Raw genomic sequence first — 12588 nt, 5'->3', positions numbered from 1 at the left:
CAGGTTGCGGTGCGCAACGCGGGTGGACGTGCGGGAAGAATCGGACATGGTGGCTTCGTTCAATACGCTTCAATACGTGACTACGTGATTGCGCGGCGGCCCCCGGTCGGCGACCAGGGGAAACCCGCGAAATCTTCGTCGATGGTTGACGCTCGATCATAGCAAGCGCAGAATCACTCACATATTAGTGTTTTCGAGAAAGCGAACCACAACATGTTTTCACTGGCCGATCATCTGCTGCATCTCGAAGGCGAGGCCCTGCCGCGCGACGTGAGCGCCGGCGCGGCGCGGGCGCTGCTGGCGGGCGGCGCCCGCTGCCGCGCCCCCCTGGCGGGCGCCGTGTACGGGACGCTGCTCAACGACCGCGCCGCGCTAGAAGCGCTCGGCGAAGCCGTGAACGCCGCGCCCTACAAGGCGCCGCCGCGCGCGCCTATCCTCTATCTGAAGCCGCGCAACACGCTCGCCGGTCATGGCGCGCGCGTGAGCGTGCCGGGCGCGGAAGGCGTTCAGGTGGGCGCGTCGCTCGGCATCGTGATCGGCCGCACCGCTGCGCGCGTGAACGCGCATGAAGCGTTCGATTACATCGCGGGTTACACGCTGATCGCCGACCTCAGCGTGCCGCACGAGAGCGTCTATCGTCCCTCGGTGCGCTTTCGCGCTCGCGACGGCTTCTGCGTGATCGGCCCCACGGTGCAGGCGCGCCGCCATGTTGCCGATCCGGACCGGCTCGCGATTCACGTTGACATCGAGGGCCAGCCGGGCTTCAGCGCGAATACGTCCACCTGTTTGCGCGGCGTCGCGCAACTGCTCGCCGACGTGACCGACTTCATGACGCTTTCAGCCGGCGACGTGCTCACGCTCGGCGTGCCGCATGGCGCACCCATCGCCTATTCTGGTGCGCGCGCAACGATTTCCATTGCCGACTGGCCCGCGCTCGCGATCGAATTCGTCGCGCCGCAAACGGCAGCGCAAGCCGCCACGCAAGGAGCACCAGCATGATGCGAGGACGCGTCGCCTACTCAGGCGCCATCCACGAAGCAAGACCCGAAGGCCCGCTCGAAAACGCCCGCGTGCGTCTCGCCGATGGCCGCGTGCGCGAGGAACATGAGGTCGTCTGGCTCGCGCCGTTCGAGCCCGGCACGATCTTCGCGCTCGGCCTGAACTACGCCGAGCACGCCAAAGAGCTGCAATTCACGAAGCAGGAAGAACCGCTCGTGTTCCTCAAGGGACCCGGCAGCGTGATCGGGCATCGCGGCGTCACGCGCCGTCCCGCCGACGTCACGTTCATGCACTACGAGTGCGAGCTCGCGGTCGTGATCGGCCGCACGGCGCAGAATGTGAAGCGCGAAGACGCCATGCAGTATGTCGCGGGCTACACCATCGCCAACGACTACGCGATTCGCGATTATCTGGAGAACTACTATCGCCCGAACCTGCGCGTGAAGAACCGTGACGGCGGCACCGTGCTCGGGCCGTGGTTCGTCGACGCCGCCGATATCGCCGACGTCAACGCGCTTGAACTGCGCACCTGGGTGAACGGCGAACTGAAGCAGCACGGCAACACGCGCGACCTCGTCACCGGCATCACCGAGCTGATCGAGTATTTGAGCGGCTTCATGACGCTCGCGCCCGGCGACGTGATTCTCACGGGCACGCCCGAAGGCGTCGTCAACGTGAATGCCGGCGACGAAGTGATTTGCGAAATCGACGGCCTCGGCCGCCTTGTCAATACCATCGCGTCCGACGCCGAGTTCGGCCGCGCTCCCCAGACGCAACAGACATCACAGACGTAAGCGAGAACGCCATGCGCATCGAACACCTGATCGACGGCCGCGCCCACACGGGGCGCGACTACTTCGAAACCGTGAACCCCGCGAACCAGGAAGTGCTCGCGGAAGTCGCGCGCGGCGGCGCCGAGGAAATCGACCTGGCCGTGCGGGCCGCGAAGGACGCGTTCCCCGCCTGGGCCGCGAAGCCCGCCGCGGAGCGCGCGAAGCTCGTGCGCAAGCTCGGCGAGCTGATTGCGAAGAACGTGCCCGAGATCGCGCAGACCGAAACGAAGGACACGGGACAGACCATTTCGCAAACGGGCAAGCAGCTCGTGCCGCGCGCCGCCGACAACTTCACCTACTTCGCCGAAATGTGCACGGCCGTGGACGGCCACACCTACCCCACCAGCACGCATCTGAACTACACGCTGTTTCACCCCGTGGGCGTCTGCGCGCTCATTTCGCCCTGGAACGTGCCGTTCATGACGGCCACCTGGAAGGTGGCGCCGTGCCTCGCGTTCGGCAATACGGCGGTGCTCAAGATGAGCGAGCTTTCGCCGCTCACCGCCTCCATGCTCGGCCAGCTCGCGCTCGAAGCCGGTATTCCATCAGGGGTGCTGAACGTCGTGCACGGCTTCGGCAAGGAGACGGGTGAGCCGCTCGTCGCGCATCCCGACGTGCGCGCGGTTTCCTTCACGGGATCGACGGCCACGGGCAACCGCATCGTGCAGACCGCGGGCCTCAAGAAGTTCTCGATGGAGCTGGGCGGCAAGTCGCCGTTCGTGATCTTCGAAGACGCCGATTTCGAGCGCGCGCTCGATGCCGCCGTGTTCATGATCTTCTCGAACAACGGCGAGCGCTGCACGGCAGGCTCGCGCATTCTGGTGCAGCGCTCGATCTACGCGAAGTTCGCCGAGCGCTTCGTCGAGCGCGCAAAGCGCATCACCGTGGGCGACCCGCTCGACGAGAAAACCGTTGTGGGCCCGATGATCAGCCAGGGCCATCTCGCCAAAGTGCGCAGCTATATCGAACTCGGGCCGAAGGAAGGCGCAACGCTCGCGTGCGGCGGACTCGATGCGCCCACGCTGCCGGAGGCCCTGAAAAAGGGCAATTTCGTGCAGCCCACGGTATTCGTCGATGTCGATAACCGCATGCACATCGCCCAGGAAGAAATCTTCGGGCCGGTCGCCTGCCTGATTCCGTTCGACGACGAAGCCGACGCCATCCGCCTCTCGAACGACATCGCCTATGGCCTGTCGAGCTATGTGTGGACCGAGAACACCGGACGCGCGCTGCGCGTGGCCGCCGCCGTGGAGGCGGGCATGTGCTTCGTGAACAGCCAGAACGTGCGCGATCTGCGCCAGCCGTTCGGCGGCTCGAAGGCCTCGGGTGTGGGCCGCGAAGGCGGTACCTGGAGCTACGAAGTATTCCTCGAGCCGAAGAACGTCTGCGTCTCGATGGGCTCGCATCACATTCCGCGCTGGGGCGCCTGAGCCGCTCGCGCCGCATTCGATAACGACCAAGGAGACCGCGATGGGCAAACTCGCACTGGCGGCCAAGATCACACACGTGCCGTCGATGTACCTTTCCGAGCTCGACGGACCGCACAAGGGCTGCCGCCAGGCCGCCATCGACGGTCACCGCGAAATCGGCCGGCGCTGCCGCGAGCTGGGCGTGGACACGATCGTCGTGTTCGATGTGCACTGGCTCGTGAACAGCGAATATCACATCAACTGCGCACCGCATTTCGAAGGCAATTACACGAGCAACGAGCTGCCGCATTTCATCAAGAACATGCAGTACGCGTACCCCGGCAATCCGGGGCTCGGCCAGTTGATTGCCGACGTCGCGAACGAGATGGGCGTCAAGAGCCGCGCGCATAGCGAGACCACGCTCGAGCTCGAATACGGCACGCTCGTGCCGATGCGCTACATGAACGCCGACCAGCACTTCAAGACGGTGTCCGTCGCGGGCTGGTGCATGTGGCACGACCTCGCGACGAGCGTGCGCTTCGGGCTCGCCGTGCGCAAGGCCATCGAAGAGCGTTACGACGGTACGGTAGCGATTCTCGCGAGCGGCTCGCTCAGCCATCACTTCGCGAACAACGGCACGGCCGAGCAGTTCATGCACAAGGTCTGGGACCCGTTCCTCGAAGAAACGGACCGCCACGTGGTCTCGCTCTGGGAGCGCGGCGACTGGAAGACCTTTTGCGCAATGCTGCCGCTCTACGCCGAAAAATGCTGGGGCGAGGGCGGCATGCACGACACGGCCATGCTGCTGGGCGCGCTCGGCTGGGACCGCTACGAAGGCCGCGCCGAAGTCGTCACGCCGTATTTCGGCAGCTCCGGCACCGGGCAGATCAACGCGATCCTTCCCGTCACGCCGCTGCCCGTCTAAATCTCGAAGGAGCGCTCCGTGCCGCATCTCACCCTCGAATACAGCGCCAATCTCGCCGACGAGGCGAGCATCGGCAAGCTCTGCGCGACGCTCGCGCAGGTGCTCGACGCGCAACGCGACGCGAGCGGCGCACGCGTGTATCCGCGCGGCGGCATCCGCACGCGCGCGCTGCGTTGCGAGCAATACTTCGTCGCCGATGGCGATCCGCACAACGCCTTCCTGCACGGCTGCCTCAAGATCGGCGCGGGTCGCGCGCCCGAAGTGCGCCGCGCCACCGGCGACGCGCTCTTCGAAGCCATCAAGCAACACTTTGCGCAGGCGTTCGCCGCGCATGGGCTCGCGCTCTCGCTCGAGATCGTCGAGTTCAGCGAGGAAGGCGCGTGGAAGCACAACAACCTGCACGCCCGGCTCAAGACCTGAGCGCTTGCATCGCAAACAACGGGAATCATCATGCTAGATCCGCAACTGATTCGCGAGCTGGCCACCCAGCTCGACGAGGCCGAACGCACGCGCACGCCATTGCGCCACTTCTCGCGCGCCCATCCTTCGATGACGATCGACGACGGCTATGCGATCCAGCGCGAGTGGGTCAAGCTCAAGCTCGCGGCGGGCCACACGATCAAGGGCCGCAAGATAGGCCTCACGTCGCGCGCGATGCAGCGCGCCTCGCAGATCGACGAGCCCGATTACGCGCCGCTGCTCGACAGCATGTTCATCGAGGCCGGCAGCGACATTCGCACCGAGCGCTTCATCGCGCCGCGCGTGGAGGTGGAGCTTGCGTTCGTGCTGCAAAAGCCGCTGCAAGGTCCGAACGTCACGCTGTTCGACGTGCTGGACGCGACCGCCTGGGTCACGCCCGCGATCGAGATCATCGACGCGCGCATCGAGCAGTTCGACCGCGAAACGAAGGCGCCGCGCAAGGTGTTCGACACGATTTCGGACTTCGCCGCGAACGCGGGCGTGGTGCTCGGTGGCCGCCCCGTGAGGCCGCTCGACGTCGACCTGCGCTGGGTGGGCGCGCTGCTCTACAAGAACGGCGCCGTCGAGGAAAGCGGCCTGGCCGCGGCCGTGCTCAATCATCCGGCCACGGGCGTGGCCTGGCTCGCAAACAAGATCGCGCGCCATGACGAGCGCCTGGAAGCCGGCGACGTCATTCTGAGCGGCTCGTTCACGGCGCCCATTCCCGCGCGCGCGGGCGACACGTTCCATGCCGACTACGGCCCGCTGGGCGGCATCGGCTTTAATTTCGTCTGAAGCGCTGCGATGGTCATAGAGATGGCCATCGCCGAAAAATAATCAGGATTCCCATGCAAATACTCGACAACCCATTCAAGCGCGCGCTCGCGCAAGGCCGCCCGCAGATCGGCCTGTGGGCCGCGCTCGCCGACTCGTACGTGACCGAACTGCTCGCGGGCACGGGCTTCGACTGGCTGCTGATCGACGGCGAGCACGCGCCCAACGACCTGCGCAGCACGCTCGCGCAACTGCAGGCCGTGGCGCCGTATCCCACGCATCCGATCGTGCGGCCGGTGCGCAACGACGCGGCCATCATCAAGCAGTTGCTCGACATCGGCACACAGACGCTGCTCTTGCCCATGATCGAAAACGCCGACGACGCGCGCGCCGCCGTGGCTGCCACGCGCTATCCGCCGCTCGGCATTCGCGGCGTGGGCAGCGCGCTCGCGCGGGCGTCGCGCTGGAACGGCGCCCCCGATTATCTGCATCGCGCCGCCGATGAGCTCTGCGTGCTGGTGCAGGTGGAGACGGCCAACGCGCTCGCGCAACTCGACGAGATTGCCGCCGTGGAAGGCGTGGATGGGGTGTTCTTCGGTCCCGCGGACCTGAGCGCTTCGATGGGCCTGCTCGGGCAGCCAGGCGCCCCGGCGGTGCGCGAGGCGATCGTTGCGGGCATCCGCGCCGTGCGCGCGCACGGCAAGGCGGCAGGCGTGCTGGCCGCCGATCGCGCAATCGCTCAGGAGTACCTGGAAGCGGGCGCGACCTTCGTTGCAGTCGGCAGCGACGTTGCGCTGCTGGCGCGCGGCGCGAATGAACTGGCCGCGGCGTTCCGCCAGCCCGCCGTCTGATCCCGCTTTCGCGGGCGCCGTGCGCGGCGCCCGTATGGCCCCCTCAGCGGCGTTCCTTACTCCAGCTCGCCGCCCTGCGCCACGAGCTTCGCCAGCGCGTTCTGCAACGCTTCGCGCTCCTGCTCGCTCAGCACCGAGAGAATCGCTTCGTTGCCCGACTTCGAAATCGCCGAGGCGCGCCGGTAAGTATTGCGTCCCTGCGCAGTGAGCTTGACGAGCACGCCGCGCGCGTCCGCCGCATTCGAGGCCTTTTCGAGCAGCCCCTTGCGCTCCAGCACGTCGGTCGCGCGGCTCGCCTGGCTGCGGTCCAGATTCGACACGCGCCCGAGATCCGACACCGAAATCGGCCCGAAGGCCCCCACGCTCAGCAGAATGCGCGCCTCCGTGAGCGTGAGCGCCAGCGCCGCCGAAAACGCCTCGTTCATGGCGCGGTCCGTCTGCTTCTTCAGCACGTGCAGCCGGTAAGTGAACAGCTCTTCAATCTGGTTCTTGCCCGTCATCTTTCGTCTCGCGCGGCTCGCCATCTGGCGTCAACGGCGCTAGCATACCATTTATGGAATCCTTTAATTCAGGCGCTTTTCCGGAAAATTTGATGCTTGCACACGCATTTATTTGCGCGTAGCATCGGCTTGAAATCAGGTCATTCCGGACAGCTCGCCCGCCGCGTGAGCGCGGACCTGGAAACGGAGACGCCCCCATGAGCGCAACACCCGAAGCCGCTCGCCCGAGCTGGTGCGAGCCGCAGGAATGGGCCGCACGCGTGAAGCTCGCGGCCACTTACCGCGTATTTCATATGCTGGGCTGGACCGAACTGATCTTCAATCACATCACGCTGCGCGTGCCCGGTCCCGAGAAGCATTTCCTGATCAATCCGTTCGGCCTTGCGTATGACGAAATCAAGGCGTCGAATCTCGTGAAAGTCGATCTGGACGGCCACATCCTGAGCCCCGGCGACTATCCGATCAACCCGGCAGGCTTCGTGATCCACAGCGCGATTCACGCCCACGTGGAAGACGCGCATTGCGTGATGCATACGCACACCACGGCGGGCCTCGCGGTCGCGTGCATGGAAAGCGGCCTCGCGTATACGAACTTCTATTCGGCGCAACTGCACGACATGGTGGCGTACCATGACTTCGAAGGCATCACCGTGCACGACGAAGAACAGCCGCGCCTCTTGAAGTCGATGGGCGACCGGCGCCTGCTCATCCTGCGCAATCATGGATTGCTCGCGCACGGCACGAGCCTCGCGCACGCATTCGTGCTGCTCTGGACGCTCAATCGCGCCTGCGAGATCCAGTGCGTGACCGACTCCATGCGCGGCCAGGCCATTCCCATCGATGCGGCCATCACCGCGCGCTCCACGCGCGACGCGCTGCAATTCTCTCCCGCGCACGGCGCCGGCGAGAACGTGCTGGCCGCGCTGATCCGGCGCGTGGAGCGCATCGACCCTTCATACAAGGAGTAAGCAGTGGATTCCTCGCAGCGCAGTATCACGGTGGTCGGCGCCGGCGCGATCGGCGGCCTCATTGCGGCGCGGCTCGCACGCATGAACCTCGGCGCGAATCTCGGCCTGAACGTCAGCGTGCTCGCGCGCGGCGCGCATCTCGAAGCCATCCGCCGCGACGGCCTCACGATACTCGAAGACCCCGAACAAGGCGTGCGCTACACGGCGCGCGTGAACGCCACCGACAACGCCGCCGAGCTCGGCGCGCAAGACATCGTGTTCGTCTGCCTCAAGGGCCAGGCGCTCGTGCAGGCGGCGGCCTCGCTGGCGCCGCTCGTCGGGCCGCACACGCACATCGTCTCGGCGATGAACGGCGTGCCCTGGTGGTTTCTCGCCGGCTTCGGCGGCAAGCAGGCCGCGGGGGACGACCGGCACCTCGAATCCGTCGACCCCGGCGGCGCGGTAACGGCTGCGCTGCCGCCCGCGCAGGCGTCGGGCTGCGTCGTGCATCTCTCGTCGTCGATTGCGGCGCCCGGCGTGATCCGCAAGGGCAAAGGCAATCTGCTCATCGTGGGCGCCGCCTCGCAGCGCACGACGGCGCGCGCCAAAGAGGCGTGCGCGCTGCTCGCGCAGGCCGGCTTCGACGTCCAGGCCACCGGGCAGATCCAGCATGAAATATGGGCCAAGCTCTGGGGCAACATGACGATGAACCCCATCAGCGCGCTCACGCGTTCGAGCGCCGACGTAATCCTCGACGACCCGCTCACCGCGAGCCTCGTCAACGCGATCATGGCGGAGGCACGCACGATAGGCGAAGCGCTCGGCATCGGCCTGGCGATGACCATCGAGGAGCGCAACGCGATCACGCGCAAGCTCGGTGCGTTCAAGACCTCGATGCTGCAGGACGTGGAAGCAGGCCGCACCCTCGAAGTAGAAGCGCTGCTGGGCGCGCCCTACGAGCTCGCGCAACGCTCGGGCGTGACCGCGCCGTCGCTCGGCATGCTCTATGGACTCGCGCGCCAGCTCGACGCGAATCTGGAGGCGGCGCGGCGCGCCGGGGCGTCGAACCTCGTGCGCTGAGCCCGGAGCGCAAGACGCAAAGCGCCCTCAATCCTCCAGCGGCTTGCCGGTCAGGTCGCGGATGAACGGCAGCGAGAGGCACGAGAGCGCCGCGCAGACGATCACGTACCAGGCGGGCGCATGCAGGTCGCCCGTGACCCGGATGAGCCACGTGGCGATCGCCTGCGCGAAGCCGCCGAAGATCGCCACGCCCACGCTGTAGACGATCGCCATGCCCGTCGCCCGAACGGCGCGCGGGAACATCTCGGGCAGCATCGTGATGGCGGGCGCGGCCTGCAGGGCGAGCAGCACACTGAGGCCGCCCACGGTAATCAGCAGGCGCGCGGCGTCGGGGCCGCTCGATAGCCACTGGAACGCCGGCCAGATCAGCAGCATCACGGCCACGCGCGGCCAGAACACCAGCGCACGCCGGCTGATGCGGTCGGAGAGCAGCCCCGCCAGCGGCGCGACCACGAACGTCACCACGCCGGACACGAGGCCCGCCAGCAGCGCCGTGGGCGCGGGCACCTTGAGCTCGTGGATCGCATAGGTGGGCATGTAAAACGTGACGACATAAGCAATCACCGTCGACCCCATCGTGAGCAGCGTGCCCACCAGCGCGCGGCGCCAGTGGTCGCGCAGCACCGCGAGCAGGGGCATGCGCACGGGGCGCGCATCGGTGCTCGCCTGTTCCTCGAGACGGCGGCGTATCCACATGCCGATCGGCGCAATCGCCACGCCCATCAGGAACGGCACGCGCCAGCCCCACGAGAGCAGACTCGCGGGATCGAGAAAAGTCGTCAGGAGTCCTGCCGTCAACGCGCCGAACGACACGCCGAGGCCCTGGCTCGCGAACTGGCAACTGCCGAGCAGCCCGCGATTGGCCGGCGTGCCCGCCTCGATCAGGAGCGTGGTGGAAGCGCCCACCTCCCCGCCCGCCGAAAAGCCCTGCAACAGCCGTGCGAACACGATGATCACGGGCGCCGCCACGCCGATCTGCGCGTAGGTGGGCGCAAGGCCGATCAGCGCGCAGCCGAGCGCCATCATGAAAATGGTGAGCGTCATGGCGGGCTTGCGGCCCGCGCGATCCGCGTAGGCGCCGATCACGACGCCGCCGAGCGGACGCATCACGAAGCCCACGCCGAAGGTCGCCACCGAGGCGAGCAGTTGTCCATAGCTCGACATGGTGGGAAAGAACAGCTTGCCGATCGCGAGCGCGAAGAAGCTGTAGACGGTGAAGTCGAAAAACTCGAGCGCATTGCCGATCGTGGCCGCGAAAATCAGCTGCTTGCGGCTCAGCTTGCCCTTGCGCTCTGCGGTCATGCCAACGCTATTCATGGGCAGTCTCCGGTGGCCGCTGCGCGGCCTGGTTGAAGTTTCGTGCAACGGTAGCATCGGCGACGTATCCCGCGCCACTGATCAAAACCCGGGCTGGGTTGGGCCGTTTGGGAGCACTGCGCGCGCGTGGTCGGTCTGCAGTCGATTGAAAATTCGATTGTTGACTCAGAAATTCTTCTGTGTGAATATAAATTCTTGCACGGGAATTTTTTGGTCGCCCTGCGGCACGCCCGCATGGTGGTGGATCGGTGGAATTGGCTGTTAGTTGCAATATTTACCGTTCGAAAATGGGCTGAATTGGCCAGCGTCTTCGCTTGCCTCATATCGACGGCACATTATTGGCAGTCCGTATCAAGCCGCAGCAGCCACCGTGCCCCTCGACCTGGCACTGCCTCATCAGGACGCTCGCGATGCAATTCACTCTGACTGAAGACCAGCAAGCCATCGTCGCAGCCATCGAGAAAATTTGTGCGCGCTTCGACGACGCCTACTGGCTCGAACGCGACCGCGAAGGCGGTTTCCCGCACGAGTTGCACCGCACGCTGGCCGAGGCCGGCTGGCTCGGCATCGCCATGTCGCCCGACTATGGCGGCGCAGGGCTCGGCATGATGGAAGCCGCGCTCATGATGCGCACGATCAGCGGCTCGGGCGCGGGGCTTTCGGGCGCGTCGGCGGTGCATATGAACATCTTCGGCTTGAACCCCGTGCAGGTGTTCGGCTCCGAAGCGCAGAAACAGCGCTTCCTGCCGCCGCTCATCGCGGGCCGCGACAAGGCCTGCTTCGCCGTCACGGAACCCGACGCCGGCCTCGACACCACGCACCTGAAAACGCAGGCCGTGCGCGATGACGACCACTACGTGCTCTCGGGCCGCAAGATCTGGATCTCGACGGCCCAGGTCGCCAACAAGATGCTGATCATCGCGCGCACCACGCCGCTCGATCGCGTGGAGAGGCCCACCGACGGCCTGAGCCTCTTCTACACGGACCTCGACCGCACGCGCGTGGAAGTGCGCGAGATCGAGAAGATGGGGCGCAAGGCCGTCGACTCGAACATGCTCTTCATCGACAACCTGCGCGTGCCGGTGGAAGACCGCATCGGCGAGGAAGGCAAGGGCTTTCACTACCTGCTGCACGGGCTCAACCCGGAGCGCATCCTGATCGCGGCGGAAGCGGTCGGGCTCGGCCACGCAGCGCTTGCGCGCGCAACGAACTATGCAAAGGAGCGCGTGGTGTTCGGGCGGCCGATCGGACAGAACCAGGCGATCCAGCATCCGCTCGCACAGGCGTGGATGGCGCTCGAAGCCGCGAACCTCATGGTGATGAAGGCCGCCACGCTCTACGACGCGGGCGAGCCCTGCGGCGCGGAAGCCAACGCCGCGAAGTACCTGGCCGCCGAAGCCGCGTTCCAGTCGTGCCAGACCGCCATCGCCACGCTCGGCGGCATGGGCTACGCGAAGGAGTATCACGTTGAGCGCTATTTGCGCGAGTCGATGATTCCGAGGCTCGCGCCCGTGAGCCCGCAGCTGATTCTCTGCTTCATCGCAGAAAAAGTGCTCGGGCTGCCGAAGTCGTATTGAGCGGCCAGACGCCGCGCCTTTCTTCTTCCAAGCGCATTCATGGACGTCAAACTCGTTGCCCGCACGCTCGACGTGTTCGAACTCTTTGCCGCCGAGCAGCGGCCCCTGCCGCTCGTCGAAATGGCGCGCCTGCTGGACGTGCCCGCATCGAGCTGCCTCGCGCTCACGCGCACGCTCGTGAGCCGTGGCTATCTCTACGAGGTGCGCAAGCGCGGCGGCTACTATCCCACGCGGCGTCTGCAACTGCTCGCGCAAGCCATCGACGCCGTGGACCCCGTCGTGGAGATGATGCATCCGCGCCTCGTCGAGTTGCGCGACACGAGCGGCGAAACCGTCGTACTCGGCAAGATTCATGGCACGGCGGTGGTGTATCTCGACGTCGTCGAGTCGGAGAAGGCGGTGCGCTATGCGAGCGAGCCCGGCGCGCAACGGCCATTGCACGCGAACTCCATTGGCAAGGCGATTTTTGGTGAGCTCGCGCCCGAGGCGCAGGCCTTGCTCGGCGCGAAGCTCGTATTCGAGCGCTATACCGATGCAACCGCGACGTGCCTCGAAACGCTCGTGGAGCAAGCCGCCGAAGCAAAGGCGCGCGGTTGGTGCGCGAATCTGGGCGAGAGTGCGCCCGAGCTTTCCGCGGTGGCGGTTGCGCTCGACTTTGGTGGGGATCTTTACGGGCTCTCGATAGGCGGCCCGACCGAACGCATCCGCCAGCATCTCGATGCGCATGTTCGAACGCTGCTGGAAACGAAGGCGGAGATTCTGGCGGCCTGGCGGGAAAGTGGTGCTAATTGAATGGGGCTGGAAAGCGGATTTTGCAGAAGCGGGATTAAATGATCTGGCACCCGATAATAGCGTCCGATTCGTTCATTTAATTCCCGTTTGAGATTGGTGCGGCTATTCAGATCGCATGTACCGCT

The 12588-nt window shown here is 65.9% G+C and carries 13 protein-coding genes; 11 read left to right on the top strand and 2 right to left on the bottom strand.

Annotated elements, in window-relative coordinates; translation table 11 throughout:
- Window positions 1-213 precede the first annotated feature (213 nt).
- Genes U5775_RS34455 through hpaI form a run of 7 tightly spaced genes read left to right on the top strand, consistent with a single transcriptional unit; the run spans window position 214 to window position 6250 of the window.
- Window positions 214-999, top strand: a complete 786-nt coding sequence (locus U5775_RS34455) for a fumarylacetoacetate hydrolase family protein (protein WP_322062606.1) — start codon at window positions 214-216, stop codon at window positions 997-999.
- Window positions 996-1793 carry a fumarylacetoacetate hydrolase family protein gene (locus U5775_RS34450; protein ID WP_322062605.1) on the top strand — a complete coding sequence of 266 codons (798 nt, stop codon included), beginning with the start codon at window positions 996-998 and terminating at the stop codon, window positions 1791-1793. Before U5775_RS34455 ends, U5775_RS34450 begins: the two co-directional genes overlap by 4 nt.
- Before the next feature lie 11 nt (window positions 1794-1804).
- Window positions 1805-3262 carry a 5-carboxymethyl-2-hydroxymuconate semialdehyde dehydrogenase gene (hpaE, locus tag U5775_RS34445; protein ID WP_322062604.1) on the top strand — a complete coding sequence of 486 codons (1458 nt, stop codon included), beginning with the start codon at window positions 1805-1807 and terminating at the stop codon, window positions 3260-3262.
- A 40-nt stretch (window positions 3263-3302) separates the two neighbouring features.
- Window positions 3303-4166 carry a 3,4-dihydroxyphenylacetate 2,3-dioxygenase gene (gene hpaD / locus U5775_RS34440; RefSeq protein WP_322062603.1) on the top strand — a complete coding sequence of 288 codons (864 nt, stop codon included), beginning with the start codon at window positions 3303-3305 and terminating at the stop codon, window positions 4164-4166.
- Window positions 4167-4184: 18 nt separating this feature from the next.
- Entirely contained in the window at window positions 4185-4586 is a 402-nt protein-coding gene (locus U5775_RS34435) for a 5-carboxymethyl-2-hydroxymuconate Delta-isomerase (RefSeq protein WP_322062602.1), read from the top strand.
- A gap of 30 nt (window positions 4587-4616) precedes the next feature.
- On the top strand, window positions 4617-5420 hold the full coding sequence (gene hpaH / locus U5775_RS34430; protein ID WP_322062601.1) for a 2-oxo-hept-4-ene-1,7-dioate hydratase: 804 nt from the start codon (window positions 4617-4619) through the stop codon (window positions 5418-5420).
- A 53-nt stretch (window positions 5421-5473) separates the two neighbouring features.
- Window positions 5474-6250 carry a 4-hydroxy-2-oxoheptanedioate aldolase gene (gene hpaI, locus U5775_RS34425; RefSeq protein ID WP_322062600.1) on the top strand — a complete coding sequence of 259 codons (777 nt, stop codon included), beginning with the start codon at window positions 5474-5476 and terminating at the stop codon, window positions 6248-6250.
- A 56-nt stretch (window positions 6251-6306) separates the two neighbouring features.
- On the opposite strand, the gene U5775_RS34420 is transcribed toward hpaI, so the two are convergent.
- Window positions 6307-6750, bottom strand: a complete 444-nt coding sequence (locus tag U5775_RS34420; RefSeq protein WP_322062599.1) for a MarR family winged helix-turn-helix transcriptional regulator — start codon at window positions 6748-6750, stop codon at window positions 6307-6309.
- Between the two features lie 197 nt (window positions 6751-6947).
- Between U5775_RS34420 and U5775_RS34415 the strand changes: the two genes are divergently transcribed.
- Both U5775_RS34415 and U5775_RS34410 read left to right on the top strand, forming a co-directional pair.
- A complete protein-coding gene (locus U5775_RS34415) occupies window positions 6948-7718 on the top strand; it encodes a class II aldolase/adducin family protein (protein WP_322062598.1) in 771 nt (256 codons plus the stop codon).
- Window positions 7719-7721: 3 nt separating this feature from the next.
- A complete protein-coding gene (locus U5775_RS34410; RefSeq protein ID WP_322062597.1) occupies window positions 7722-8777 on the top strand; it encodes a 2-dehydropantoate 2-reductase in 1056 nt (351 codons plus the stop codon).
- A gap of 27 nt (window positions 8778-8804) precedes the next feature.
- Here the strand turns inward: U5775_RS34410 and U5775_RS34405 are convergent, their stop codons facing one another.
- Window positions 8805-10094, bottom strand: coding sequence for an MFS transporter (locus U5775_RS34405; protein WP_322062596.1), 1290 nt, complete (start codon window positions 10092-10094; stop codon window positions 8805-8807).
- A gap of 410 nt (window positions 10095-10504) precedes the next feature.
- Here U5775_RS34405 and U5775_RS34400 point away from each other — a divergent pair, with 410 nt between their 5' ends.
- Window positions 10505-11671 carry an acyl-CoA dehydrogenase family protein gene (locus tag U5775_RS34400; protein WP_322062595.1) on the top strand — a complete coding sequence of 389 codons (1167 nt, stop codon included), beginning with the start codon at window positions 10505-10507 and terminating at the stop codon, window positions 11669-11671.
- A gap of 39 nt (window positions 11672-11710) precedes the next feature.
- A complete protein-coding gene (locus U5775_RS34395; RefSeq protein WP_322062594.1) occupies window positions 11711-12463 on the top strand; it encodes an IclR family transcriptional regulator in 753 nt (250 codons plus the stop codon).
- Window positions 12464-12588: the final 125 nt, after the last annotated feature.

The sequence above is a fragment of the Paraburkholderia sp. J63 genome (genome assembly GCF_905220245.1).
GTDB lineage: Bacteria > Pseudomonadota > Gammaproteobacteria > Burkholderiales > Burkholderiaceae > Paraburkholderia.
This window is presented reverse-complemented; position numbering and strand designations above follow the sequence as displayed.